The sequence below is a fragment of the Streptomyces polygonati genome, assembly GCF_042650325.1.
GTDB lineage: Bacteria > Actinomycetota > Actinomycetes > Streptomycetales > Streptomycetaceae > Actinacidiphila > Actinacidiphila polygonati.
Genome location: NZ_JBHSBB010000003.1, coordinates 288984 through 314820, shown reverse-complemented (window position 1 = coordinate 314820; position 25837 = coordinate 288984). Strand labels below are relative to the sequence as shown.

Genomic DNA, 25837 nt, shown 5'->3' with positions numbered 1-25837 from the left:
TCGCCGTTGCCCTTTGGTATCCCTCCGCCGGCCGAACGCACGCGGCGGGCAGCCGCCCCTGGATGAAGGACGAGGCCCGATCGTGAGTACGCCGTATCCGTTCAGCGCGCTGGTCGGGCAGGAAGAGCTGCGGCTGGCGCTGCTGCTGAACGCGGTGAGTCCCGCGATCGGCGGTGTGCTGGTCCGGGGGGAGAAGGGCACCGCGAAGAGCACGGCGGTGCGGGCGCTGACCACGCTGCTGCCGCGGGTCGCGGTGATTCCCGGCTGCAGATTTAGCTGCGATCCGGCGGCGCCGGACCCGGGCTGTCCGGACGGCCCGCACGACCCGGCGGTCGAAGGCACCGCCAGGCCCGCGCGGATGGTGGAGCTGCCCGTCGGGGCCTCGGAGGACCGCCTGGTCGGCGCGCTGGACATCGAACGGGCCCTCGCCGAGGGCGTGAAGGCCTTCGAACCGGGCCTGCTGGCGGCGGCGCACCGCGGCATCCTGTACGTCGACGAAGTGAACCTGCTGCACGACCACTTGGTGGACCTGCTGCTGGACGCGGCGGCGATGGGGGCGAGTTACGTCGAGCGGGAGGGCGTGTCCGTGCGGCATGCCGCCCGCTTCCTGCTGGTCGGCACGATGAACCCCGAAGAGGGCGAGCTGCGCCCGCAGTTGCTGGACCGGTTCGGGCTGACCGTCGAGGTCGCCGCGTCCCGGGAGACGGACGAGCGGGTGGAGGTGGTGCGCCGCAGGCTGGCCTACGACGCCGATCCGGCCGGCTTCGCGGCGAAGTGGGCGGCGCAGGAGGCCGATGTGCGCCGGCGCGTCCTGGCCGCGCAGTCGTTGCTGCCCGAGGTGCGCCTCGGCGACAGCGCGCTGCGCCAGATCGCCGCCACCTGCGCCGCCTTCGAGGTGGACGGGATGCGCGCCGACATCGTGATGGCGCGGACCGCGACCGCGCTGGCGGCCTGGGCGGGCCGGACGGTGGTGCTGGCCGAGGACGTGCGGCAGGCCGCGCTGCTGGCGCTGCCGCACCGGCGGCGCCGCAATCCCTTCGACGCGCCGGGGCTGGACGAGGACAAGCTGGACGAGACGCTGGAGCGCGAGCGCGGCGAGGGCGGCGACGATCCCGACCCGGACCCGGACGGCGGCCCGGAGGGCCCGCAGGACCCGGACGACGGGGGCGGGCCCCCGCGGCGGTCACCAGGGGACGCCCCCGAGGCGGGCTCAGGACAGGGCCCCGCCCCGGATTCCGGCGGCGCCGAGCCCTCCCCCGCGGCGGCCGGCGGCGCCCAGGACACCCAGCCGCCCGCCGCGGCGGCGCAGCCGTACAAGACGCGCCCGCTGACCGTGCCGGGCCTCGGCGAGGGCGCCGCCGGCCGGCGCTCGCGGGCCCGGACCGCGCACGGCCGCACCACCGGGGCCCGCCGGCCCGAGGGCGCGCTGGGCAGGCTGCACCTGGCGGCGACCATCCAGGCGGCGGCGCCGCACCAGCGGGCGCGTGGCCGCGAGGGGCGCGGGCTGGTGATCCGCGAGGACGATCTGCGGCAGGCGGTCCGGGAGGGCCGTGAGGGCAATCTGGTGCTGTTCGTGGTGGACGCGTCGGGCTCGATGGCGGCGCGGCAGCGGATGGGCGCGGTGAAGGGCGCGGTGCTGTCGCTGCTGCTGGACGCGTACCAGCGGCGCGACAAGGTCGGGCTGATCACCTTCCGGGGCAGCGGCGCCGAGTTGGCGCTGCCGCCGACCTCTTCGGTGGACACCGGCGCCGCGCGGCTGGAGAAGCTGCCGACCGGGGGCCGGACGCCACTGGCCGCCGGGCTGCTGAAGGCCCATGAGGTGCTGCGGATCGAGCGGTTGCGGGACGCCTCGCGCCGCCCGCTGCTGGTCGTGGTGACCGACGGCCGGGCGACCGGCGGTCGCGAACCGGTGGCACTGGCCGCACGCGCGGCCCGGCTGCTGGCCGCTTCCGGCACCGCGGCGGTCGTGGTGGACTGCGAGTCGGGACCGGTGCGGCTGGGCCTGGCGGGCGCGCTGGCACAGGAGTTGGCCGGGCTCGCGGTGACGCTCGGGGAGTTGCGGGCGGACAGTGTGTCCGCGCTGGTCAAAGACGTACGGAGGGCCGCCTGATGCCGCAGGGACAGCCGAGTGCGGTGCCGGACGACGGGCTGACGACCCGTCAGCGCCGCAACCGGCCGCTGACGATCGTGCATACCGGTGTGGGCAAGGGCAAGTCGACAGCCGCGTTCGGGCTGGCGCTGCGCGCCTGGAACCAGGGCTGGCCGGTCGGGGTGTTCCAGTTCGTCAAGTCCGCGAAGTGGAAGGTCGGCGAGGAGCGGGCGTTGCGGGTGCTGGGCGCCTCCGGCGAGGGCGGCACCGTCGCCTGGCACAAGATGGGTGAGGGCTGGTCGTGGGTCCAGCGGACCGCCGAGCAGGAGCTGAACAGCGAGGAGGCGGCCCGCGAGGGGTGGGAGCAGGTCAAGCGGGATCTGGCCGCCGAGACCTACCAGCTGTACGTACTGGACGAGTTCGCGTACCCGATGCACTGGGGCTGGGTGGACACCGCCGAGGTGGTGGCGGTGCTGCGGGACCGGCCGGGCAGCCAGCACGTGGTGATCACCGGCCGCAACGCGCCGGCCGAACTGCTCGACGCCGCCGATCTCGTCACCGAGATGTCCAAGGTCAAGCACCCCATGGACGCGGGCCAGAAGGGCCAGAAGGGCATCGAGTGGTGACCTCCGCCGCCGTCCCGCGCCTGGTGGTCGCCGCGCCGTCGTCGGGCAGCGGCAAGACCACGGTCGCCACCGGCCTGATGGCGGCCTTCGCCGGGCGCGGTCTCGCCGTGTCCCCGCACAAGGTCGGCCCGGACTACATCGATCCCGGATACCACGCGCTGGCCACCGGCCGCCCGGGCCGCAATCTCGACCCCTATCTGTGCGGGACGCGGGCCATCGCCCCGCTCTTCCTGCACGGCGCGGCGGGCAGTGAACTGGCCGTGGTGGAAGGCGTGATGGGGCTGTTCGACGGCGCCTCCGGGCACGGCGAACTGGCGTCCACCGCCCAGGTCGCCAAACTGCTGCGCGCGCCGGTCGTCCTGGTGGTGGACGCCTCCTCGCAGGCCCGCTCGGTCGCCGCCCTCGTCCACGGTTTCGCCTCCTGGGACCCGGAGGTCCGCCTCGGCGGCGTCATCCTCAACAAGGTCGGCTCGCCCCGCCACGAGGAGATCCTCCGGGCCGCCCTCGACGAGGCCGGTGTCCCCGTCCTGGGCGCCCTGCACCGCGCGGACGACCTCCATGTGCCCTCCCGTCACCTGGGCCTCGTCCCGGCGCCCGAGCGGGCCGCCCAGGCACGCGACTGGGTCCGCGCCTCGGCGGCGCGGGTGCGGGCGTCCTGCGACCTGGCAGGGCTGCTGGCGCTGGCCCGGACGGCCCCGCCCCTCGACGCGGCGCCCTGGGACCCGGGAGCGGCGGGAAGCCCGCCGCGCCGCGCGCCCGTGATCGCCCTCGCCGCCGGCCCGGCCTTCACCTTCGCCTATCCGGAGCAGGCGGAACTCCTCACCGCCGCCGGAGCGGAGCTGGCCGCCTTCGATCCGCTCAGCGACGAGACGCTCCCCGAGGGGACCGCCGGAATCGTCCTCGGCGGCGGCTTTCCCGAGGTCTACGCACCCGAGTTGAGCGCCAACACCCGTCTCCGCAAGGAGGTCGCCGCCTTCCGGGGGCCGATCGCCGCGGAATGCGCCGGCCTGCTCTATCTGAGCCGGGAGGTGGACGGCGCCCCCATGTGCGGGGTGCTGGACGCCACCGCGGCCATGTCCGACCGCCTCACCCTGGGCTACCGGGAGGCCGTGGCGCTCGGCGACAGCGTGCTGGCGCCGGCCGGCACCCGGCTGCGCGGCCACGAGTTCCACCGCACCCGGCTGGAGCCGGGCGCGGGCGACCGCCCCGCCTGGGGCTTTACCCGTCCCGAACGCCGTACCGAGGGCTTCGCGGAGAACAACGTGCATGCCTCGTACCTGCATGTGCACTGGGCCGCCGAGCCGTCCCTGGCCCGGCGCTTCGTCGAGAGGTGTGCCGGATGGCCATGCGACTGACCGGGGTCGGGGTCGGCCCCGGCGACCCCGAACTGGTGACGGTGAAGGGCGTGGGCGTCCTGCGGGCCGCGGGCGCCGTGGTCGTCCCCGTGATGGACAGCGGTGAACTCGGCCGCGCCGAGGCGACCGTACGGCACTACGTACCCGAATCCGCCGTCGTACGGGTGGTGTTCGCCCTCAACGAGCGCACCGACCGGGCCCGCCGGGAGGCGGCATGGGACGCGGCGGGCGAGCGGGTGGCCGAACTGCTGCGTACGCACGGCACGGTGGCCTTCGCCACCATCGGCGACCCCAATGTGTACTCGACCTTCACCTATCTGGCCGCGACGGTGTCCGGACTGCTCGGCGGCGAGGAGCGGTTGACCGTGGAGACGGTGCCGGGCATCACCGCGATGCAGGATCTGGCCGCCCGCAGCGGGGCCGTACTGGCCGAGGGCACCGAGCCGCTGACGCTGGTGCCGGTGACGGCGGGGGCCGAGGCGCTGAAGGACGCGCTGGAGGGGCCGGGCACGGTGGTGGCGTACAAGTTCGGCCGGCTGGCGGCGGAGGTGGCCGCGGCGCTGCGGGCGACCGGGCGGATCGAGGGCGCGGTGTGGGGCAGTTCGCTCGGGCTGCCGGAGGAGTCGATCCGTCCGGCGGCCGACCTGCCGGACGGGCCGCTGCCCTATCTGTCGACGCTGATCGCGCCCGCCCGGCGCGACGGCGGCCGGGGAGGAAAGCTGTGAGCGGCAAGGTGACGATCGTGGGCGCCGGCCCGGGGGCGGCGGATCTGCTGACCTTCCGGGCCGCGCGGGCCATCGCGGACGCGGATGTGGTGATCTGGGCGGCGAGCCTGGTGCAGGCCGAGGTGCTGGAGCATGCCCGGCCGGGCGCGGAGATCCTGGACTCGGCGACGATGTCGCTGGAGGACGTGGTGGCGGTCTACGAGCGGGCCGGCCGGGAGGATCTGCGGGTGGCGCGGATCCACTCCGGTGATCCGTCGCTGTGGGGCGGGACGCAGGAGCAGGTCGACCGCTGCGCGGCGCTCGGCGTCGAGGTGGAGATCGTGCCGGGTGTGTCGTCCTTCTCGGCGGTCGCGGCGCTGGCCGGGCGGGAGCTGACGATCCCGGAGGTCGCGCAGTCGGTGATCCTGACCCGGCTGGGCGGCGGCAAGACGCCGATGCCGCCCGGTGAGGAGGTACGGGAGTTCGCCCGGCACGGTACGACGATGGCGGTGTTCCTGTCCGCGGCCCGGTCCGGGCAGCTCGCCACGGAACTGCTGGAGGGCGGATACCCCACGGACACACCGGTGCTGATCGCCCATCAGGTGACCTGGCCGGAGGAGTTGCTGCTGCGCTGTGAGATCGGCACGCTCGAAGAGACCGTCAAGGCGCACAAGTTGTGGAAGCACACGCTGTTCCTGGTCGGGCCCGCGCTGTCGGCGTCCGGGACGCGTTCGCATCTCTACCACCCCGGTCACTTCCACGGCTTCCGGCGGGCCGACCCGGTGGCCCGGCGTGAGCTGCGCGAGTCCCGTGGCTGACGACGCGAGTGCCGCCGGACGGCCGGTGAGCGCGGTGGCCGAGCCGGTGTGTCCGGTGGCGGCCCGGGCGATCACGGTGCTCGGCGCGGGTACCGGCGGGGCGCTGCCCCCGGTCCTGCTGAGCGGCGCGGGTCTGGTGGTGGGCGCGGCCCGGCATCTGGCGGCCGCCGAACCGCCCGCCGGGGTACGCCGGTTGGTGCTCGGTCCGCTGGCGCCCGCGCTCGACGCGATCGGCGCGCATCTCGCCGCAGACGGCGGGCCGGTGGTGGTGCTGGCCTCCGGCGACCCCGGATTCTTCGGCATCGTCCGGGCGCTGGGCGAGCGGTTCGGTCCGGCGGCCCTCGATGTGCGGCCGTCGTCGCCCTCGGTCGCGGTCGCCTTCGCCCGGCTCGGCCTGAGCTGGGACGACGCGCTGGTGGTGAGCGCGCACGGCCGCGAGCTGCGGACCGCGGTGAACGTCTGCGCGGCCCACCGCAAGGTGGCGGTGCTGACCGGTCCTGGCGCGGGGCCGGCGGAGCTGGGGGCGGCCCTGGAACGCCTCGGCGTCAGCCGGGAGTTGGTGGTGGCCCACGCGCTCGGTACGGACGCGGAGACGGTGCTGCGGCTCTCCCCCGCGGCGGCGGCCGTACGGGACTGGCCCGAGGCGGTGTCCGTGGTGCTGTGCCTCGGCCCCGAGCGGGAGTTGGTGGCCGCCCGGGCCCGTACGCTGGCCGGTCCGCCGCCCGCGCCCGCCGGATGGGCGCTGCCCGAGGAGGCGTTCGCGCACCGCGACTCGATGGTCACCAAGGCGGAGGTGCGGGCGCTGGCGCTGGCCCGGCTCGGGCCCCGCACCGGCGAATCGGTCTGGGACATCGGCGCCGGATCGGGGTCCGTGGGGGTGGAGTGCGCGCGGTTCGGCGCGGCGGTGGTCGCGGTCGAGCGTGATCCGGAGGGCGCGGCCCGGGTGCGGGCCAATGCCGCCGCGCACGGGGTGGACGTCTCGGTGGTCACGGGTGCGGCGCCCCGGGTGCTGGCCGAACTCCCCGATCCCGACGCCGTGTTCGTCGGGGGCGGCGGTCGTGAGCTGGCCGCGATCGTGGCGGAGTGCGGACGGCGGGCGCGGCGGGTCGTGGTGGTGACACTGGCGGCGGTGGACCGGGTCTCCGAGGTCCGGGCCGCCCTGCGCTCGGCCGGCCTGGTGCCGGACGGGGTGCTCCTGCAGTCCTCCCGGCTGGCGCCGCTGCCCGGTGAGGTGGTCCGGCTGGCGGCCGGCAATCCGGTGTTCGTGCTGTGGGGCGTCCGCCCCGCGACGGTGGAAGGAGCGGTTGCATGATCGGGCTCATCTCGGCGACGGCGGCGGGGCGGGGCGGCTGCGCCCGGCTGGCCGCCGCCTGGCCCGGCCGCACCCGGCTCTACGACGGCCCGGTCCGCGAGGCCCTGCCCGTCGCTTTCGCCGAGTGCGACCAGCTGGTGCTCTTCCTGGCGACCGGCGCGGCCGTACGGCTGCTCGCGCCGCTGCTCACCACGAAGCGGGCGGACCCGGCGGTCGTCACGGTGGACGAGGCCCACCGCCACGCCGTCGCCCTCCTCGGCGGCCACGCCTCCGGCGCCAACGCCTTGGCCGAGGCCCTGAGCCCGGTCCTCGGTACGACCCCGGTCGTCACCACGGCCACCGACGCGGTGGGCGTCTCCGCCCTCGACCTCCTCCCCTACCCCGCCGAGGGCGCCCTCCCAGCGGTGACCCGCGCCCTCCTCGACGGCGAACGGGTCGCCTTCCGCGCGGACACGATGTGGCCACTGCCGGCACTGCCCATTGCGGCCCCGGCCGCCACGCCACCGCCGACCTCCGCCGTCCCGCTTCCCGCCGCCGCGGCGGCCTCGGGGGACCCGAACCCCCCCAAGACCGCCGCTGGGAACACGGCGACCAACCCGGTCGCCCCCCACGCCGACACAAGCCGGGCGGTGCCAGCGCGGCCCCTCGCCGCCCCGGCCGGCACAACACCGCCGACCCCCGCCGTCCCGCTTCCCGCCGCCGCGGCGGCCTCGGGGGACCCGAACTCCCCCGAGACCCCCGCGGACAACCCCGCGACCGACCCGCTGCCGGCCCTAACCCCCACCCCGCGGCGCCCCGACGCGCCGCTTCCCGGCGCCGCGGCGGCCTCGGGGGATCCGACATCCCCCGAGACCCCCGCCGGGTCCGGTGACAGCGCGACAGCGCGGGGCGGCGGCGGGAGCACGGCGGTCCCCGAGGACGCTGGCCTCGCCGCGTCTGGCGGGGGCCGGTCGGGGCCGGCCGGTGGGCCCGGAAGCGGTGGCGGAACGGCTGCCGCCGGGGATGAGTACCTCGTGTGGGTGACCGATCGGCTGGTGGACGGTGGGGGGCGCGCCGTCTATGTGCGGCCGCCGTCGCTGGTGGTGGGGGTCGGGGGGAGCCGGGGGGTGGGGGTCGAGGAGGTCGCCGGGCTGATCGCGGGGAGTCTGGCGGAAGCGGGACTGGCAGCGAAGAGCGTGGCCGCGTTGGCGACGGTGGACGCCAAGGCCGGGGAGCCCGGGATCGTGGCGGCCGCCGCGAGGCTGAAGGTGCCGCTGCTGACGTACCCGGCGGCGGCGCTCGCCGAGGTCGCCGTGCCCAATCCCTCCGCCGCGCCGCTCGCCGCCGTGGGGACGCCCTCGGTGGCCGAGGCGGCCGCGCTGCTCGGCGCGCCCGGGGGCGAACTCGTCGTGCAGAAGCGGAAGTCGGCGATGGCCACCGTGGCCGTCGCGCGCAGGAAGCCGCGCGGGCGGCTGGCCGTGGTGGGCCTCGGACCGGGTGCCCGGGACCTGATGACGCCCCGGGCGGAGGCCGAACTGCGGCGGGCCTCGGTGATCGTCGGTCTCGACCAGTACGTGGACCAGATCCGGGACCTGCTGGCCCCCGGGACCCGGGTGCTGGAGTCGGGGCTGGGCGCGGAGGAGGAGCGGGCGCGTACCGCCGTCGCGCAGGCCCTCGAGGGGCACGCGGTCGCCCTGATCGGCAGCGGCGACGCGGGCGTGTACGCCATGGCCTCGCCCGCGCTGGCGGAGGCCTCCGACGACATCGACGTGGTGGGCGTCCCCGGCGTGACCGCCGCGCTGGCCGCCGCCGCGCTGCTCGGCGCGCCGCTGGGACACGACCATGTGTCGATCAGCCTGTCGGACCTGCACACGCCGTGGGACGTGATCGAGCGCCGGGTACGGGCCGCCGCCGAGTCCGACCTGGTGGTGACGTTCTACAACCCGCGCAGCCGCGGCCGGGACTGGCAGCTGCCCAAAGCGCTGGCGATCCTCGCCGAGCACCGCTCCCCCGCCACCCCGGTGGGCGTCGTGCACGCCGCGTCCCGGCCGGACGAGCGGGCCGAGGTCACCACCCTGGCCACGCTCGACGTGACGACCGTCGACATGGTCACCGTCGTCACCGTCGGCAACACCGCCACCCGCGAGATCGCCGGCCGGATGGTCACCCCGCGCGGCTACCGCTGGCAGTCATGATCCCCACCCCACCTCCAGGAGCCGCCGCGTGAGCCGCACGGTCCACCCCATCGAGCAGGAGTCGTACCGCATCCTGCGCTCCCGCCTCGACACCTCCGCGCTGCCGCCGCTGCGCCGCGCCGTGCTGGAGCGGGTGATCCACGCCAGCGCCGACCTGACGTACGCGGCCGATCTCGTCGCGGACGAGGCGGAGTTGCGGGCCGCGCACACCGCGCTGCACCGAGGCGCCCCGGTGGTCGCGGACGTGGAGATGGTCGCCTCCGGCATCACCGCGCTGCGGGCGGTGTGCCTGCTCGCGCAAGCCCGGGCCGGCGACGGCCTGACCCGCAGCGCGCGGGCGATCCGGCTGGCCTACGCGGAAGTCGGCCCCGGCGCGGTGTGGGTGATCGGCAACGCGCCCACCGCGCTGGAGGAGTTGATCGCGCTGGACGCGGCCCCGGCGCTGGTGATCGGGCTGCCGGTCGGTTTCGTCGGCGCCGCCGAGAGCAAGGCGCGCCTGCGGGCGTCCGGGCTGCCCGCGGTCAGCAACGTCTCGGAGAAGGGCGGTTCCGCGGTGGCCGCCGCCGCGCTCAACGCCCTGCTCTACGTCCCGCACCCGCTGCCGGACCCCGCGCCGGGCGCCGCGCCCGAACCCGCGAAGGAGCCCGCCCACCCCAAGGAGACCGCCCAGTGAATCCCCCCGCCCTCCTCCTCGTCGGCCACGGCACCCGTGACGAGGCCGGCGCCGAGGCCTTCCGCTCCTTCGTCACCCAGCTCGGCGCGGCCCACCCCGGGCTGCCGGTGGGCGGCGGTTTCATCGAGCTGTCGCCGCCGCCGCTCGCGGACTCGGTACGGGACATGGTGGCGGCGGGCGTACGGAATTTCGCCGCCGTGCCGCTGGTGCTGGTGTCCGCCGGGCACGCCAAGGGGGACATCCCGGCGGCGCTGGCCCGGGAGAAGGAGCGGCACCGGGGCACGTCGTACGCGTACGGGCGCCCGCTGGGCCCGCACCCGGGTCTGCTCACGGTGCTGGAGCGCCGGGTGGACGAGGCGCTGGACGGCGCGGACCGGGCGGACACCACCGTGCTGCTGGTGGGCCGCGGATCGACCGACCCGGACGCGAACGCCGAGGTGTTCAAGGTGGCCCGGCTGCTGTGGGAGGGCCGGGGCTACGCGGGCGTGGAGACCGCGTTCGTCTCGCTGGCCGAACCGTCGGTGCCGGCCGGCCTCGACCGCTGCCGGCTGCTGCGCGCGCGCCGCGTGGTCGTCCTGCCGTACTTCCTGTTCACCGGGGTGCTGCCGGACCGGGTAAGGGACCAGGCGGACACCTGGGCGCGGGGCCACGACGGGCTGGACGTGCGCTGCGCCGACGTCATCGGGCCCGAACCGGAACTGGCCGGACTCGTCATGGAGCGCTACCGGGAGACGGTCGGGGGCGATCTGCGGATGAACTGCGACACCTGCGTCTACCGGATCGCGATGCCCGGCTTCGAGGACCGGGTGGGCGCGCCGCAGCAGCCGCACCACCACCCGGACGACCCGGCCCACACCCATGGACACCCGCATGCGCACACCCACTGACCCCGCCGCACCGGGCGACTACGACCTGCGGCACCACGGCGACACCGAGGTCGGCGGCGGCCTGATCGACCTCGCGGTCAACGTCCGTACGGGTACGCCCCCGCCGTGGCTGGCCGAGCGGATCGCCGCCTCGCTGGCCGGACTCGCCGCCTACCCCGACGGCCGGGCGGCCCGGCGCGCCGTCGCCGTACGGCACGGCCGCCCCGACCCGGAGGTGCTGCTGACCGCGGGCGCCGCGGAGGCGTTCGTGCTGCTGGCACGGGCGCTGACGCCGCGCCGGGCGGTCGTGGTGCACCCGCAGTTCACCGAGCCCGAGGCGGCGCTGCGGGACGCCGGACACGCGGTGGAACGGGTCCTGCTGAGCCCCTCCGACGGCTTCCGGCTGGATCCCGCGCTGGTGCCCGAGCAGGCCGATCTGGTGGTGGTCGGCAATCCCACCAACCCGACATCGGTGCTGCATCCGGCCGCGCTGCTGCGGCGGTTGGCGCGGCCGGGCCGGACCCTGGTGGTGGACGAGGCGTTCATGGACGCGGTGCCGGGCGAGCGGGAGTCCCTCGCCGGGGAGCGGGACCTGCCGGGCCTGCTGGTGCTGCGCAGCCTGACCAAGACCTGGGGGCTGGCCGGCCTGCGGATCGGCTACGTCCTGGGTGCGCCGGAGCCGGTCGCCGCGCTGGAGCGGGCGCAGCCGCTGTGGGCGGTGTCCACCCCGGCCCTGGCGGCGGCCGGGGCTTGTATGGAGCCGGCCGCGCTGGCCGAGGCGGACCGGGCGGCGCGTACGGTCGCCGCCGACCGCGCGTATCTCGTCGACCGGCTGCGGGAGTCGGGCGGCCCGGCGGGGCTGGAGGTGGCCGGCGACGCCCCGCAGGCGCCCTTCCTGCTGCTCCGGCTGCCCGGGGCGGCCCAAGTCCGTTTGCGGCTGCGGGAGTCGGGCTACGCGGTGCGCCGGGCCGACACCTTCCCCGGTCTGGGCCCGGACTGGCTGCGGATCGCGGTCCGCGACCCGCTCACCACCGACGGCTTCGTCGCCGCCCTGGCCGGCGCTACGGCTGGACACCCAGTGCGGTGAGGTCGACACCGCCGAGCACCTGCTGCTCGTAGACATTGGTCAGGCGCGGGGAGTGGTAGACCGGGTGCCGTTCGTAGAGCAGCGGGACCATGGTGGACTCGGCCATCACCTGCTTGTCGATGGCCTTCCAGGCGTCGGCCGCCCCGGCCGGATCGGTCTCGGTGTCGGCCTGGTCGACCGCGTCGTTGAGGTCGGCGTCGTCGAGCCCGGAGTAGTCGGCGTAGCCGCCGGGCTGGACGAGGGCGCGCAGGAAGCCGCCGCCGGTCGGCCAGTCGGCGGCCCAACTGGTCAGCACCATGCCCCACTTCTTGCTCTTCAGCGCGTCCGGTGAATGCAGGGTCTTGTAGAAGTCGGTGGCGTCCACCGCCTTGACCTTCACCGTGATGCCGACCACGCGCAGCGCGCGGCTGATCGCGTCCATCGCCACCGTGGTCTGCGCGCTGTCGACCCCCGCCAGCGTGATGTCGAATCCGTCCTGCTCGCCGCACCCGGCCAGTTGGGTCCTGGCGGTGTCGGGGTCGGCGGCGCCGGCCGCGGTGGTGTACGGCGCCGCGTCGGGGTCGTGGCCGTCCACCGTCGGCGGCAGCATGGTGGTGGCGATGTCGCCGCCGCTGGTCGGGCCGCCGAACGCGGTCCGTACCGCGAGGCGGTCGACGGCGTACTGCACCGCCTGGCGGCAGCGGTAGTCGTCGAAGGGCGCCACCGATGTCTGGAGGCTCAGGAAGCGGGTGGCGCCGTTGTAGACCAGGTCTGTGTCTGCCTTGAGCGCGTTGTCGCCGAGCACCTTGTTGACAGTGGCGTCGCTCAGGCCGGTGTTGTCGATGTCCAGGTCGGCGGTGCCGGAGAGCAGCGCCGCGTCCGCCGTGCTCTGGTCGGCGACGAACTTCAGGTCGATGGCGTCGGGCAGCGCGGAGTGGACGCTGTCGGTGGACTGCTTCCAGTACGGGTTGCGGACGAGTTCGACGGACTTGCCCGAGTCGTAGTCCGCCACCTTGTAGGGGCCGCTGCCGACCGGGTGGTGCTGGAAGTCCTTGCCGTCGCCGGTGTCGGCGGCGCGCGGGATCGGGGCGCCCATGGACAGCGCGAGGACGTAGCGGAAGTCGGCGAACGGCTTGGCGAGGGTGAAGACGACGGTGGTGTCGTCGGGCGTGGCCACCGAGTGCAGCCCCAGTCCGTCGGGGTCGTCGTCCTCGTAGGGGCCCGGGTAGTGCTGGCCCTGGTCGAGCAGGTCCACGAAGTAGGAGGGGCCGGAGAAGGTGTCGCGGGCGAAGGTGCGCTCGACGCCGTACTTGACGTCCTTGGACGTGATCGGGGTGCCGTCGTCGAAGAGCAGCCCGGGCTTGAGGTGGAAGGTCCAGGTCAGGCCGTCGGAGCTGACATGGCCGGTGTCGGTGGCGAGGTCGGGGACGAGTTTGCGCCCCGCGGGGCCGGGCGCGGGCGCGTAGTCCACGAGTTTGCGCAGGTAGAGGCGCTGCACATTCCAGGACGTGGTGTCGTAGCTGGCCGCCGGGTCGAGCATGCCGGCGGGCGGGTAGTCGGAGACGAGGTGGAGGGTGCCGCCCGTGGTGGTCGAGGGGCGGACCACGCCGTCGAGGCCGCCGTTGTAGCCGCTGCCCTGCTTGCCGCCGTGGAGTGCGAGGGCGGCGTTCCGCACGGTGGGGGTGGCGGTCGGTCCGCCGCTGCTCTTCCCGCCGTGATCGCCCTGATCGCCCCGGTCGCCGCCCAGCGGGGCGAAGGCGAGGGTCAGACCGACACCGACCGCCGCGACGGCGACCCCGGCGCCCGCCGCGATCCAGCGCCTGCGCACGCGGCCGCGGTCCGTGACGGGGCTGGTCCGCAGTTCGAACGGCGGCGGGGTGGCGGGCGGACGCGGCGGCGGGACCCGCGGCGCGGGAAAGGCGGGCGAGGCGGGCGAGACGGGCGAGGAAGCAGCGCGGGAGTACGGCGGTTGCTCGGGCCCGGCGGGCGCCGGATCGGGCCGCCGGTCCGGGGCCGGCGGCAGGACGGGCAGCTTGGCCCCGACGCCGAAGGTCGCCCGGGGGTCGGCGGGCCGGGGCGCGGACGGGTGCAGGGCGTCCTGGCCGGCCCGCGGTCCGGGGCCGTGGCCGGCCGCCGGTCCGGGTGCGCCCTCCCGCACGGACCGCGCCACGGCCTCGGGCGCGGCGGCCGGGCCGGTGAGCGCGGCGGCGCCGGTGGCGGCCAGCCAGCCGAGCAGCCGGTCCCGGTAGGCGGCGGCCGTGGGCGGGCGGTCGGCCGGGTCCTTGGCCAGCGCGGCCAGCACCAGATCGTCCAGCGCCTTCGGCACCCGGGGATCGCGGGAGGAGGGGGCGGGCGGCGGGGTGTGGACATGCCGGTACATCAGGCTGAGCGGATTGCCGTCGATGAACGGCGGGCGGCCGGTGAGGAGTTCGAACAGCACGCAGCCGGCCGCGTACACATCGCTGCGCGCGTCCACATCGCCGCCGTTGATCTGCTCGGGCGACATGTAGCTGGGGGTGCCGATCGCGGAGCCGGTGGCGGTCAGCCGGGTGTCGCTGTGCAGCACCCGCGCGATGCCGAAGTCGGTGACCTTGACGGCCCCTTCCTCGGTGATCATCACGTTGGCGGGCTTGACGTCGCGGTGCACGGTGCCGTGGCTGTGCGCGTGCGCCAGCGCGTCCAGCACGTCGCACACGATCCGCACCGCCCGCTCGGGCGGCAACTGCGCGTGCTTGCGCAGCAGTTGCGCCAGGGTGATGCCGGGGACGTACTCCATCACCAGGAAGGGGACCACCGCGTCGCCGTCGGAGGTCTCGTCCTGGTCGTGGACGGTGACGATCCCCGGGTGGTTCAGCGCGCCTGCCGCCCGCGCCTCGCGGGCGAACCGCTGCCGCGCGCCCGGGTCGCCGGCCAGTTCGGCGTGCAGGGTCTTGACGGCGACCGTACGTCCCATCCGGGTGTCACGGGCCCGGTGCACCCGGGCCATCCCGCCGGAGCCGAGCAGCTCCGCAAGCTCGTAACGCCCGGCGAAAAGCCCGTCAGCCATATGCCCCGTCCGTCTTCTTCCCCCGGTGATGCCCGTAACAGCGTAAGGGGGAGGCCCTGCCGGACAGCGGCCCCCCTCCTGCTTGTTACCCGCTTGTGGTGCGCGCCCGGCCCTTTCTCACCGCACCACCGCGCCCCGCAGCACGATCCGCCGCGGCGCGCCCAGGACCGCCACGTCGGTGCGGGGATCCTCGTCGTAGACCACGAAGTCGGCGGGGGCGCCCTCGGTCAGCCCCTCGCGGCCGAGCCAGTCGCGGGCGCCCCAGGTGGCCGCCGACAGCGCGGCCTCCACCGGCAGCCCGGCGGTGACGAGTTCGGCGACCTCCGCCGCGATCAGGCCGTGCGCCAGGCCGCCGCCGGCGTCCGTACCGGCGTAGATCGCGATCCCGGCGTCGTAGGCGTCCCGGACCGTGGCGTAGCGGCGCTCGTGCAGCCGGAGCATGTGGTCGGACCAGCGCGGGAAGCGGGCCCGGCCGCCGGCCGCGAGCGCTGGGAAGATCGCGATGTTGACCAGGGTCGGCACGATGGCCACGCCGTGCCCGGCGAAGAGCGGGATGGTGTCGGCGGTCAGTCCGGTGGCGTGCTCCACGCAGTCGATACCGGCCTCGACCAGGTCGGCCAGCGACTCCTCGGCGAAGCAGTGGGCGGTGACCCGGGCGCCCTCCTCGTGGGCTGCGGCCATCGCCTCGGCGAGGGCGTCCTTGGGCCAGCAGGCGCCCAGGTCACCGGTCTCCCGGTCGATCCAGTCGCCGACCAGCTTGACCCAGCCGTCGCCGCGGCGGGCCTCGCGGCGGACGTAGGCGGCCAGGTCGCCCGGCTCGATCTCATGGGCGTAGTTCCGGATGTAGCGGCGGGTGCGGGCGATGTGCCGCCCGGCCCTGATGATCCTCGGCAGGTCCTCGCGCTCGTCGGTCCACCGGGTGTCGCCGGGCGAGCCGGCGTCGCGCAGCAGCAGCGCGCCCGCCTCGCGGTCGGTGAGCGCCTGCCGTTCGGCGGCGTCCCGGTCCACCGCGCCGTGCGCGTCCAGACCGACATGGCAGTGCGCGTCGACCAGGCCGGGCAGCACCCATCCGGTGACGGTTCCGGCGCTTTCCGCCGCGGGCCGCCGATAGGTGATCCGGCCGCCGACGACCCAGAGTTCGTCGCGTACGTCCCGCGGTCCGGCCAGGATTCCGCCCCTGATGTGCAACACCTCGCGATCGACCATGCACGGCACTGTACGAGGCGCTGGGTAATGTCGGATCGCACGGCCCCCTGACCGCCCCCCAAGGGCCCTTGAACCCGCCCGACCGTCCCCGCGACCACGCCTGACCGCCCCGGACCACCTGCACCCCGGCCTGCCGGCCCCCGAGTCGCGGAGGAGCGCTCGACCGTGTCCCACCACCCCCTGCTGGACCTGCCGCCGCTGACCGCCGACGAGTTCGCGGCGACCGAGCGCCGGATCGCGGCGCTGCTGCGGACCGACAACGACGTGGTGATCACCCAGGGCGAGGCGCTGCTGCCGCTGGAGGGCGCGATCCGGGGTGCGGCCCGGCCGGGCTCGACCGCGCTGAACGTGGTCACCGGACCGTACGGACGCGGTTTCGGCGACTGGCTGCGGGACGCGGGCGCGAAGGTGGTGGAGCTGGCGGTGCCGTCCGACCGGGCGGTGACCGCCGACCAGGTGGCCGAGGCGCTGGAGCGGAACCCGGGGATCGAGCTCGTCTCGCTGGTGCACGCCGAGGCGGCCACCGGTATCAGCAACCCCGTCGCCGGGATCGGCCCGGTGGTACGGGCGCACGGCGCGCTGCTGATGCTCGACGCGGTGGCGTCGGTGGCGGCCGAGCCGCTGCTGACCGACGCGTGGGGTGTGGACCTGTGCGTGGTCGGCGCGCAGAAGGCGATGGGCGGTCCGGCCGGGGTGTCGGCGGTGGCGGTCGGCGAGCGGGCCTGGCGGCGGCTGGCGGACAATCCCGCCGCGCCGCGCCACTCCTACCTGTCGCTGCTGGACTGGAAGGAGCGCTGGATCGACACCGGGCGCCGCGCCCTGCCGCACGCGCCGGCGCGGCTGGAGATGCTGGCGCTGGCGGCCTGCCTGGACCGGATCGAGGAGGAGGGCCTCGACGCGGTGATCGCCCGGCACCGCGGCGCGGCGGCCCGTACCCGCGAGGGCGCGCTCGACCTGGGGCTGACCCCGTATGTCACCGACGCCCGGGACGCGGCGCCGGTCGCCACGACGGTACGGACGCCGCAGGGCATCCACGCGGGCGAGTTGGCGGCGAGCGCCCTGGTGGCCGACCCCGGGGCGCCGATCACCGCGGGCACCGGCCCGTCGGCCGCGGACATGCTGCGGGTCGACCACTACGGGCCCGCGGCCGACCCGGCGGTGGTCGACCGCGCGCTGGCGGCGCTGGGGGCGGCCCTCAAGCGCTGAGCGGGGGGGCGGGCCGTCCGGGCCGCCCTGGCGGCCCGGACGAGCCTGATCATCCGACCGTGATCACGGCGCCGAGTCCTTCACCTCGGGGCTGATCGCGTACGCCTTGGTCGGCGTCATCCCGTAGCGGCTCGGCTTGGTGGTGACCTTGCCCTCGGCGGTCTCGCCGATCGTGCTGAAGGTGCTGACGGGGGCGCACTTGGAGGTGTCCTTGCCGTTCTGCACGCCCGCGCCGCCGAGCGCCGACTGGGTGTCGGCCGGGGCCGGCTTCGCCTTGCCGCCGGGGAAGGTGTCGCCGGTCGTCCAGTCGGCGCCGATGAGCAGCACGAGCTTGCTGCCGGTGCCCTGGGTGAGGGCGGTGGCCGGCAGGCCGAGCGCGGAGGCCACCGACTTGGCCTGGGCCTGCTCGCCGGCGGGATAGGTCAGCGTGGTGGTGTCGGTCGCCTCGCCGTTGCCCGAGGTGGTGTCCTGGCTGAAGCCCTGCTTCACCAGCCCCTCGGCGATCACCGCGGCCCGGTGGCCGATGCCGGTGCCGTTCTGCACCTCGACGGCGATCTGGGCGGGCGGTACGGGCGGCGGCCCGGACGGCTTCGGCTTCACGGTCTTGGCGCCCGCGGCGGTGGTCAGCGACTGGTCGTTGGCGATGGTCTGGAACAGCGACGCCGCGCCGGGGCCGATCACCGTCTTGCTCGAACCGGTGGTGAGCGGGACCTGCTGGGTCTGCATCGTGACGAAGGTCATCCGGTCGGTGGGGACCTTGTTCACGTCCTTGGCGAGACCGATCAGGCTCTGGATGGGCTTGAGCGCCTTGTCGACGGTCAGCGACTTGGTGGCGGCGTTGGCCAGGCTCCACAGCTTCGTGGGACTGGTGAGGGTGTTCTGGTTCTTGAACTTGTTGATCAGCGCGGTGAGGAACATGTGCTGCGACGAGGTGCGGCCGGTGTCCGAGCCGTCGCCGAAGCCGTGGCGGGTGCGCAGGAACTCCAGGGCGGCCACGTCCTTGAGCACGTGGCTGCCCTGCTTCAGCTTGAGATGCGAGTACGGGTCGTAGACGTTCGCGGTGACGCAGACATTGACGCCGCCGACCGCGTCGGACATGTTCACCACGCCGGAGAAGTCGACCATCATGAAGTGGTCGATCGTGATGCCGGTGAGCTGGTGCACGGCCGCGACGCTGCATCCGGGGCCCCAGTTGAGGGCCGAGTTGATCATCGTGTCGGGCTGCGCCCCGACACTGGTGTGGTTGTCCTCGTCGACACAGGCCGGCAGATCGGCCCTCAGGTCGCGCGGGATGCTCATCACCGTCGCGTTGGTGCGGTCGGCGGATATGTGCACCACCATCTCCACGTCCGCCCGGGCGCCCGAGGACGTGGAGCAGGCGCCGCCGAGCTTGCAGTCCGCGGCGTTGGTCCGGGCGTCCGAACCGATCATCAGGATGTTGATCGGCGTGCGGCCGAAGGCGTCCGCCTTCTCCTTGCCCGCGTCGCCGGACTTGCCGGCGTACAGGTCGGAGGACTTGATGTTGCCGCTGAGCTTGGTGTAGGCCCAGGTCGCGGTGCCCACGCCGAGCAGCACCACAAAGCCGGTGGTCCAGCCGATGATCTTCAGCGCGCGTTTCCCGCCGCGTTTCTTCTGCCGGCGGGCGGCGGCCCTGCCGCCGACCACGGGCGCCTGCGCGTCGACGGAGACGGGAGAGGCGCGGTGCCTCGACGAACCGCGGTTTTGCTGGTTACTGCGGGACCGCGTCATCGAACCTCTTCCTTCGGAGCGTTGAGCCCTGCGTCTGCCTGAAGACCGCGGGAGTTATGACTCCGTCTTGCGGTGAAGCGTTGCAGAGCTGCCGGGCAATCGTCATATCTGCACAAGATCTTCACTTCACGGATGGAGCAAGCGGCGTCACAGTGGGTAGGGGGATGGCTTGGCTCTCGTCCAGGCCGTTCGGGACGGGGAGGCGCCACCGGCCGTGACACTACCGGCGCCGCCCGCGCGGCGGAGCGAGGGGGGCCGCTTGCGGGCGGTGTCAGCGCTGTCCGCGGCCGGTGTCCGGGCGCGCGAAGGCCCGGTGGGGGTGCCTCCCACCGGGCCGGGGACCGCGCTGACGCTCTGCTCCTGGTACCGCTCCCGTTACTTACTCCCGCACGCCGTCCACCCGGCGCGGGATGCCCAGCGGGTTGCCGTCCCGCAGTTCCGGCGGCAGCAGGGCGGGCGGGGTGTCCTGGTAGGCGACCGGGCGGAGCCAGCGTTCGATGGCGGTGCCGCCGACCGAGGTGGAGGTCGAGGTGGTCGCCGGGTAGGGACCGCCGTGGTGCTGGGCTGCGGCCACCGCCACACCGGTCGGCCAGCCGTTGACCAGCACCCGGCCGGCCAGCGCGGTGAGCCGGGCCAGCAGCGCCGCGGCCGCCCCGCCGTCCCGCTCGGCCTCGCGGACGCCGAGGTGGGCGGTCGCGGTGAGATTGCCGGGCAGGCGGTCGAGGACTGCGGCCAGCTCGGCGTCGTCCCGGTAGCGCACGACGACCGTCAGCGGCCCGAAGCACTCCTCCAGCAGCAGGTCGTACGCGGCGCCCCGCTCGGCGTCGGTGAGATCGCGCGCCTCGACCACGACATAACCGGGGCGTACCGACAGGTCGTCGCCGTCCCCTTCGCCCTCGGCGGCGACCTCGCCTGGACCGCCGCCGGGGCCGACCGGCGCCGTGACCCCGGGCAGCGCCACCCGGGCGGCGGCGCCCTGGAGGAAGTTGTCCCGCATCCGGGAGTCGAGCAGCACACCGGCCGGCGCGCCCTTCGCGGCGTCGGTGAGGGCGCCGAGCAGCCGGTCGCCGTCCGCCCCGGCGGGGGCCAGGACCAGGCCCGGCTTGGTGCAGAACTGGCCGGTGCCGAGGGTGAAGGACGCGGCGAGGCCGGCGCCGATCTGCTCGGCGCGTTCGGCCGCGGCGGCCTGGGTGACCACGACCGGGTTGAGGCTGCCCAGTTCGCCGTAGAAGGGGATGGGGCGCGGACGGGCGGCGGCGGCGTCGTACAGCGCCCGGCCGCCGGGGATCGATCCGGTGAAGCCGGCCGCCGAGACCAGCGGGTGCCGTACCAGGGCGGTACCGGCCTCGAAGCCGTGCAGCAGGACGACGGTGTCAGCGGGCAGTCCGGCCGCGACGGCCGCCTCGCGCAGCAGGTCCGCGCACAGCGCCGAGGTGGCCGGGTGGTCCGGGTGCGCCTTGACCACCACCGGGCAGCCGGCCGCGAGCGCGCTGGCGGTGTCGCCGCCGGGCACCGAGAAGGCCAGCGGGAAGTTGCTGGCCGCGTAGACCGCGACGACACCCAACGGGATCTTGTAGCGGCGCAGGTCGGGGCGCGGGATGGGCTGGGCGGTCGGATCGGGGTGGTCGATGATGACGTCGAGGAAGGCGCCCTCGTCCACGATGTCGGCGAAGGCCCGCAACTGGAAGGCGGTCCGGGCCAGTTCACCGGTCAGCCGGGGCACCCCGAGGGCGGTCTCCGCGTCGGCGGTGGCGATCACCTCGGCGGCCGACCGCTCCAGGGCCCCGGCGGCGCCCCGCAGTAGTCGCGCGCGTACGCTGCGGTCGGCGAGGGCGGGCAGGGCGGCGGCAGCGGCGCGGACGGCGGAGTCGACCTCGCCGGCCGACGCCTCGACGCCGGCCTCCTCCCGCCGCTTCCCGGTTCGGGGGTCGAGACTCCAGACTGGTACTCCCACCGGAAGAACCTCCACATTCTTCGTACTGCACACCGTCGTCGTTCTCTATACTGAACAACGTTTTCACATGTGAATCTATGTCGGGAGCCTACGTCCGTGCCTCCCGGCCGAACAAGAGGGGTCGCACGCGATGGCTGCTGGCGAAGGAGCCGGTTCCCAGGTCAAGTCCGCGGTTCGCACGGTGGAGCTGCTGGAGTTCTTCGCGGGCAGCCCCGGCATGCACAGCCTGGCGGCGGTCCAGGAATCGGTCGGCTACCCCAAGTCCAGCCTCTACATGCTGCTGCGCACCCTGGTCGAGCTGGGCTGGATCGAGACCGACGCCACCGGGACGCGGTACGGCATCGGGGTGCGGGCGCTGCTGGTCGGCACCTCGTACATCGACGGCGACGAGGTGGTGGCCGCCGCCCGGCCCACCCTGGACCGGCTGTCCGACGACACCAGCGAGACCATCCACCTGGCCCGGCTCGACGGCACCAGCGTGGTGTATCTGGCCACCCGGCAGTCGCAGCACTATCTGCGGCCGTTCACCCGGGTCGGCCGGAGGCTGCCGGCGCACTCCACCTCGCTCGGCAAGGCGCTGCTGGCCACGTACACCGACGAGCAGGTGCGCAAGCTGCTGCCGGAGTCGCTGGAAGCGCTCACCGAGCACACCCATACCGACCGCGAGAAGCTGATCGAGGAGCTGGCCCAGATCCGCGAGCAGGGCTACGCGGTGGACCGCGAGGAGAACACCCTCGGTCTGCGCTGCTTCGGCATCGCGATCCCGTACCGCACGCCGGCGCGGGACGCGGTGAGCTGCTCGGTGCCGGTGGCCCGGCTGACCTCCGGCCATGAGCAGATGATCAAGGACACGCTGTTCGACGCGCGGGACCGGCTGCTGCTGGCGACCCGCCGCCTGTAGTCCGGGCGGCCGGATTAGGGTCGGTGGTATGGCCACCCATGACGCTTCCCCGGCAGACGAAAGCCCGCAGGACTCCCCGGACCAGCACCAGGACCAGGACCAGAACCGGTCAGCGCCCGACCGCTCCGGCCACGAGCCGGGCGGCCGCCCGACGCCGTACGATCCCGTCCTCTTCGCCCGCCGCGCGTCCTCCTTCGGCGCGGTGGCCGCCGCCTATGCCGAGCACCGGCCCGACTATCCCGAGGCGGCGGTGCGTTGGGCGCTGGCGCCGGCGCTGAGCGCCCCGGACGCGACGCTGGACGTCCTCGACCTCGGCGCGGGCACCGGCAAACTCACCGCCTCGCTGCTCGCGCTCGGCCACCGGGTGACGGCGGTGGAGCCCGACGCGGGCATGCTCTCCGTGCTGCGCGGCCACGCACCGGGCGCGACCGCGCTGACCGGGGGCGCGGAGGACATCCCGCTGCCGGACGCCTCGGTGGACGCGGTGGTCGTCGGGCAGGCGTTCCACTGGTTCGACCAGCCGCGGGCGCTGCCGGAGATCGCCCGGGTGCTGCGGCCGGGCGGTTCGCTGGCCGCGCTGTGGAACACCGACGACGACCGGATCGACTGGATCGCCGAACTCGGCCGGATCGCCGGCAGCCGGGTCTCGTTCGTCGACTGGAATTCCGAACGCGGGATCGACGCCCACCCGGCCTACTCGCCCGTCGAACACGCCGACTTCCCGCACCGCCAGCGGCGTACCGTCGACTCGCTGATCGCCACCGTGGCGACCCACTCGCACATCCTGGTGCTGGAGCCGGCCGAGCAGGCCGAAGTGCTCGGCCAGGTGCGGGAGTTGCTCCGGTCGCGGCCGGAGACCTCCGGGAGCGGCGGCTTCGATCTGGAGATCGTCACGCGGGCGCAGCGCTGCGTGCGCACCGCCGGCTGACGTCCGACAGGGCGCCGCCACGCCCTTTCGGCCGGGGGTCGTTGCCGCTGGCAAGGACCCCCGCGGCGCTGTCCATCGGGCCGACCGCCGCGGTGTCCGCGACGGCGTGAATCCGCTGTTCCCGACCTCTGCCCAGGGCCTTTGCCCGCTGCTACGCTCTCGCCGCGCCGTGGCGGGGACGTCCGGGCAGGAAGAGGTGACCGTGGGCACAGCCATCGGCGACGATGCCGCCGCGTTCCACGATTTCTTCGAACGGCACTACGCCGAACTCGCCCGGCTGGCCGCGTTGCTGACCGGTGAGGCGGACGCGGCCGACGATCTGGCCGCCGACGCGCTGGTGGTGCTGTGGCGGCGCTGGGACCGGGTGGTCGCCGCCGAGCACCCGGTCGCCTACGCCCGCGGGGTGGTGGCGAATCTGGCCCGGTCGCGGATCCGCAGCGCGGTACGCGAGCGGCGCCGGGTCGCGCTGTTCTGGTCGCAGCGCAGCGAGCGGGTCGAGGAGCCGGATGTGCCGGCCGTGCTCGACCTGCGCGAGGCGCTCCAGCGGCTGCCGTTCAGCAAGCGGGCGTGTGTGGTGCTGCGCCACGCCTTCGACCTGTCGGAGAAGGACACCGCCGAGGCGCTGGGCGTCTCGGTCGGCACCGTGAAGAGCCAGACGTCGCGCGGGGTCGCCGAGTTGGAGCGATTGCTCGCCCAGCCGCAGGCCGGGCCCGATACGGTTCCGGCGGTGAGGCGTCCGGGCGCGGCGGGTCCGGACGCGGCACGGATACTGGGCGCGCCCGCTCCCCCGGGACGTGCTCGTACGCGTACGGGACGGGGAGTGTGATGGCCGAACTGCCGGAGCGGCTGCGGGAGGCGGCCGAAGCGCACCGGCCGGACCGGGCGCGGATGCTGGCCCGGGTGGAGCGCGCGATGGACCCGCCCGGCCGGCCGGGCGACGGCCGCGGGGACCGGAAGCCCGCGCCCTGGATGCGGATCGCGGCGGTGACGGCGGCGGTGGCCGGCGCGCTGGGGATCGGCGGGCTCGCGGTGGGGGCGGTCTCCACGGACAGCGAGCCCGGACAGACCGCGGTGACCTCCGGCGGCAGCACCGCCCCCCGGCCGCGGCCTGCGGCCACCACCACCCCGCTGCCCGCGGCGGGCCACCGCGGCGCCGCCGACCGCCACAGCGGCGCCCCCGCCCGGCACCGCGCCGACGCGGCGCACGCTCCCGGCTCGGCCTACGTGCCCGGTTCGGCCCGCACTCCCCCGTCGCCGGCCGCGCCGCCCACCACCCCCACGGGCACGCCGTCGGCGCACGCCACCACCGCGGGGGTCCCCCCGGCGTCGACGCCGGCCACCCAGGGCGCCGCGACGACCTCGGCGGGCACCCTGGACGCCGCCAGCACCACGTCCTGGTCGCAGAGCGATGTGAGCGTGACCACCCACCAGGAACTCACCGCGCTGACCGTCGAATTGCGGGTGGCCCGGACCGGCGGGGTCGCCAGTACCGGCTCCTTCAGCTCGATTCCCGGGAAGACCCTCGCGTCGATCGAGGTGGAGGGCGACCACCTGGTCTACCGCTGGACGCTCGGCCCGGACCAGACCTTGGAGGCCAACACCTACACCTTCGCCGGGCAGTTCAACCACGCGGTGGGGGGCCGCGACACCAGTGGTGACGGATACACGGTGGCGGCCGTCGGAAAGGACGGTCCGGTCGCGCTCAGCGGCGGATTTTGAGCCGTACCGGGGGGCGGCGGTCGGCCAGTCGTGTCCGGGGGCTGGACCTCGCCGGTCGCCTCCGGGAAATATTCCCGTCACCACGGCAACCTCTCGCGCCCCGGTGGCGACTTGAGTGTGCACGGCTCTCCCGGTCCTTCGACCGCCCGGCACCTACGGCCGGTGAAGCTCCGGGGCGCGGCGGTACCCCCATGATCGCCGCGCCCCGGCACGACCGGCGCGGGCCGGCGCGCACCCGGCCGGCCGTCAGCGCGCCGCCAGCTCCGCCAGGCCGCGGCGGATCGCGGCCAGGTCGGCGTCGGAGGCCAACCCGGCGTGGTAGAGGCGCAGTTCGCTGGCGCCGAGCGCCGCGGCGTGGGCCGCGTCCGCCGCGAGCGTGGCCGGACTGCCGCCCAGGCCGGCCACGACCGTGAGGTTGGCGGCCAGCACCGTGTGCGGGTGGCGGTGCGGCGCGGTCGGGCCGAGCATGGCCTCGCGCACCGCCGGGCCACCCGTGCAGGGCAGCACCAGGCCGTCGGTGTGCTGGAGGATGTGCGCGGGATCGACCCCGGCGTTGGCCCCGCAGTGGTACGGCGCAGGGTCGGCGTGCATCAGCACCTGGAAGCCGGGCGGGGCTGCGGCCCGGACCGCCGCGACCGCCTGCTCCTGGAGCGAACGGGCCGTGCGCAGCCGCCAGTCGAGGCCGGCCGCGGCCAACTCCTCGCCGAGCAGGGCGGTGATGCCCGCCGTACCCGCCTCCCGCCCGCCGTGGCCGGCCCACCCGGGAGCCAGCGCGCCGCGGACGGCGGCGGCCAGTTCGCCGGGGTCGGCGCCGGACTCGGCGTAGCCGTCCCGGCAGTGGGAGCAGAAGCACAGCGACATCAGGTACTGGGCCGCGTCACCGAGCGGTACGCCGGCGATCTTGTCGTGGCCGTGCAGATGGGCCAGGCCGTACCAGCCGAGGGACTCCAGCTCGGTGCCGGAGGCCCCCGGCCGCACCGCGGCCTCGGCGGCGAGGTCCACCAGATAGCGCCGGACGTCCGGCCGGGCGATACAGGGCGCCCACGGGTACCGGTCGCCATAGGCGTTGACCACCGAGGTGTGCGGATGCTCCGCGCCCAGCCGGGAGTTGTGCGCCAGCACCACCCAGGTGTGGACCTCCAGTCCGGCGGCCCGCAGCGCGTCGGCGGCCACCCCGTGGGCGTCCTCGGCGGTCACCCAGCCGCCGGCCGGGAGGGGGCGCAACTCCCGGCCCCGCCATTGGTGTTCGCCCGGGGGGTAGAGGACGGCGGCGTACTCGGCGGTGACCACGCGGTGGGTCGGATGGCGCGGGGTGAGGGCGCGGGTGGAGTGGTAGGCCGAGGCGAGGGTGACCTGTTGGACGCCGAGCGCGGCGACCCGGCCGGCGGCCTCGGGGTCGCCCACGACGTCCCACGGGTAGAGGAAGGCGGAGGTCTTCACGGGAT

General features: G+C 75.0%; 20 protein-coding genes. 15 read left to right on the top strand and 5 right to left on the bottom strand.

Features of this window, described 5'->3' with window-relative positions:
- The first annotated feature begins 82 nt into the window (after window positions 1-82).
- The 10 genes from ACFO3J_RS03320 to cobC all read left to right on the top strand — a co-directional run bounded on the left by ACFO3J_RS03320 (window position 83) and on the right by cobC (window position 11704).
- A complete protein-coding gene (locus tag ACFO3J_RS03320; RefSeq protein ID WP_386425933.1) occupies window positions 83-2110 on the top strand; it encodes a putative cobaltochelatase in 2028 nt (675 codons plus the stop codon).
- On the top strand, window positions 2110-2715 hold the full coding sequence (cobO, locus tag ACFO3J_RS03315) for a cob(I)yrinic acid a,c-diamide adenosyltransferase (protein WP_386425931.1): 606 nt from the start codon (window positions 2110-2112) through the stop codon (window positions 2713-2715). The genes ACFO3J_RS03320 and cobO overlap by 1 nt, the downstream gene beginning before the upstream one ends.
- Complete coding sequence (locus ACFO3J_RS03310; protein ID WP_386425930.1) at window positions 2712-4070, top strand: cobyrinate a,c-diamide synthase; 1359 nt, start codon at window positions 2712-2714, stop codon at window positions 4068-4070. Before cobO ends, ACFO3J_RS03310 begins: the two co-directional genes overlap by 4 nt.
- Window positions 4055-4795, top strand: coding sequence for a precorrin-2 C(20)-methyltransferase (cobI, locus tag ACFO3J_RS03305; protein ID WP_386425928.1), 741 nt, complete (start codon window positions 4055-4057; stop codon window positions 4793-4795). Before ACFO3J_RS03310 ends, cobI begins: the two co-directional genes overlap by 16 nt.
- Window positions 4792-5592: a precorrin-4 C(11)-methyltransferase gene (gene cobM, locus ACFO3J_RS03300; RefSeq protein WP_386425926.1), complete on the top strand. Its 801-nt coding sequence runs from the start codon at window positions 4792-4794 to the stop codon at window positions 5590-5592. The genes cobI and cobM overlap by 4 nt, the downstream gene beginning before the upstream one ends.
- Before the next feature lie 70 nt (window positions 5593-5662).
- Complete coding sequence (gene cbiE, locus ACFO3J_RS03295) at window positions 5663-6904, top strand: precorrin-6y C5,15-methyltransferase (decarboxylating) subunit CbiE (protein ID WP_386426043.1); 1242 nt, start codon at window positions 5663-5665, stop codon at window positions 6902-6904.
- Complete coding sequence (gene cobJ / locus ACFO3J_RS03290; RefSeq protein WP_386425924.1) at window positions 6901-9078, top strand: precorrin-3B C(17)-methyltransferase; 2178 nt, start codon at window positions 6901-6903, stop codon at window positions 9076-9078. Before cbiE ends, cobJ begins: the two co-directional genes overlap by 4 nt.
- Window positions 9079-9106: 28 nt before the next feature.
- A complete protein-coding gene (locus ACFO3J_RS03285) occupies window positions 9107-9751 on the top strand; it encodes a precorrin-8X methylmutase (RefSeq protein WP_386425922.1) in 645 nt (214 codons plus the stop codon).
- Window positions 9748-10638 carry a sirohydrochlorin chelatase gene (locus ACFO3J_RS03280; protein WP_386425921.1) on the top strand — a complete coding sequence of 297 codons (891 nt, stop codon included), beginning with the start codon at window positions 9748-9750 and terminating at the stop codon, window positions 10636-10638. Before ACFO3J_RS03285 ends, ACFO3J_RS03280 begins: the two co-directional genes overlap by 4 nt.
- Window positions 10622-11704: an Rv2231c family pyridoxal phosphate-dependent protein CobC gene (gene cobC, locus ACFO3J_RS03275; RefSeq protein ID WP_386425920.1), complete on the top strand. Its 1083-nt coding sequence runs from the start codon at window positions 10622-10624 to the stop codon at window positions 11702-11704. Before ACFO3J_RS03280 ends, cobC begins: the two co-directional genes overlap by 17 nt.
- Here the strand turns inward: cobC and ACFO3J_RS03270 are convergent.
- Complete coding sequence (locus tag ACFO3J_RS03270) at window positions 11679-14729, bottom strand: ABC transporter substrate-binding protein (RefSeq protein WP_386425919.1); 3051 nt, start codon at window positions 14727-14729, stop codon at window positions 11679-11681. The two genes, cobC and ACFO3J_RS03270, sit on opposite strands and share 26 nt — an antisense overlap.
- Window positions 14730-14846: 117 nt before the next feature.
- A complete protein-coding gene (locus ACFO3J_RS03265) occupies window positions 14847-15935 on the bottom strand; it encodes an amidohydrolase family protein (RefSeq protein ID WP_386425918.1) in 1089 nt (362 codons plus the stop codon).
- Window positions 15936-16100: 165 nt separating this feature from the next.
- Here ACFO3J_RS03265 and ACFO3J_RS03260 point away from each other — a divergent pair, with 165 nt between their 5' ends.
- Window positions 16101-17141: a pyridoxal-phosphate-dependent aminotransferase family protein gene (locus ACFO3J_RS03260; RefSeq protein WP_386425916.1), complete on the top strand. Its 1041-nt coding sequence runs from the start codon at window positions 16101-16103 to the stop codon at window positions 17139-17141.
- Window positions 17142-17204: 63 nt separating this feature from the next.
- On the opposite strand, the gene ACFO3J_RS03255 is transcribed toward ACFO3J_RS03260, so the two are convergent.
- Both ACFO3J_RS03255 and ACFO3J_RS03250 read right to left on the bottom strand, forming a co-directional pair.
- The gene (locus ACFO3J_RS03255; protein ID WP_386425915.1) at window positions 17205-18890 is read right to left on the bottom strand and encodes an LCP family protein; all 1686 of its coding nucleotides are present in this window, start codon (window positions 18888-18890) and stop codon (window positions 17205-17207) included.
- A gap of 379 nt (window positions 18891-19269) precedes the next feature.
- The gene (locus ACFO3J_RS03250) at window positions 19270-20844 is read right to left on the bottom strand and encodes an aldehyde dehydrogenase (NADP(+)) (protein ID WP_386425914.1); all 1575 of its coding nucleotides are present in this window, start codon (window positions 20842-20844) and stop codon (window positions 19270-19272) included.
- Between the two features lie 130 nt (window positions 20845-20974).
- On the opposite strand from ACFO3J_RS03250, the gene ACFO3J_RS03245 reads away from it, so the two are divergent.
- From ACFO3J_RS03245 to ACFO3J_RS03230, 4 genes are all read left to right on the top strand, one after another.
- Window positions 20975-21745 (top strand): IclR family transcriptional regulator, encoded by a 771-nt coding sequence (locus ACFO3J_RS03245; RefSeq protein ID WP_386425912.1) that lies wholly within the window; start codon window positions 20975-20977, stop codon window positions 21743-21745.
- A gap of 28 nt (window positions 21746-21773) precedes the next feature.
- Entirely contained in the window at window positions 21774-22673 is a 900-nt protein-coding gene (locus tag ACFO3J_RS03240) for a class I SAM-dependent methyltransferase (RefSeq protein WP_386425910.1), read from the top strand.
- Between the two features lie 202 nt (window positions 22674-22875).
- Window positions 22876-23499 (top strand): SigE family RNA polymerase sigma factor, encoded by a 624-nt coding sequence (locus tag ACFO3J_RS03235; protein ID WP_386425909.1) that lies wholly within the window; start codon window positions 22876-22878, stop codon window positions 23497-23499.
- Complete coding sequence (locus ACFO3J_RS03230; RefSeq protein WP_386425907.1) at window positions 23499-24392, top strand: hypothetical protein; 894 nt, start codon at window positions 23499-23501, stop codon at window positions 24390-24392. The genes ACFO3J_RS03235 and ACFO3J_RS03230 overlap by 1 nt, the downstream gene beginning before the upstream one ends.
- A 246-nt stretch (window positions 24393-24638) precedes the next feature.
- On the opposite strand, the gene ACFO3J_RS03225 is transcribed toward ACFO3J_RS03230, so the two are convergent.
- Entirely contained in the window at window positions 24639-25832 is a 1194-nt protein-coding gene (locus tag ACFO3J_RS03225) for a hypothetical protein (protein WP_386425905.1), read from the bottom strand.
- Window positions 25833-25837: the final 5 nt, after the last annotated feature.

Coding starts and splice junctions, on each gene's coding strand:
- cobO (WP_386425931.1), top strand. CDS start 2,110: ATGCCGCAGGGACAGCCGAGTGCGGTGCCGGACGACGGGCTGACGACC.
- cobI (WP_386425928.1), top strand. CDS start 4,055: ATGGCCATGCGACTGACCGGGGTCGGGGTCGGCCCCGGCGACCCCGAA.
- cobJ (WP_386425924.1), top strand. CDS start 6,901: ATGATCGGGCTCATCTCGGCGACGGCGGCGGGGCGGGGCGGCTGCGCC.
- cobC (WP_386425920.1), top strand. CDS start 10,622: ATGCGCACACCCACTGACCCCGCCGCACCGGGCGACTACGACCTGCGG.
- ACFO3J_RS03270 (WP_386425919.1), bottom strand. CDS start 14,729: ATGGCTGACGGGCTTTTCGCCGGGCGTTACGAGCTTGCGGAGCTGCTC.
- ACFO3J_RS03265 (WP_386425918.1), bottom strand. CDS start 15,935: ATGGTCGATCGCGAGGTGTTGCACATCAGGGGCGGAATCCTGGCCGGA.
- ACFO3J_RS03255 (WP_386425915.1), bottom strand. CDS start 18,890: ATGACGCGGTCCCGCAGTAACCAGCAAAACCGCGGTTCGTCGAGGCAC.
- ACFO3J_RS03245 (WP_386425912.1), top strand. CDS start 20,975: ATGGCTGCTGGCGAAGGAGCCGGTTCCCAGGTCAAGTCCGCGGTTCGC.
- ACFO3J_RS03240 (WP_386425910.1), top strand. CDS start 21,774: ATGGCCACCCATGACGCTTCCCCGGCAGACGAAAGCCCGCAGGACTCC.
- ACFO3J_RS03230 (WP_386425907.1), top strand. CDS start 23,499: ATGGCCGAACTGCCGGAGCGGCTGCGGGAGGCGGCCGAAGCGCACCGG.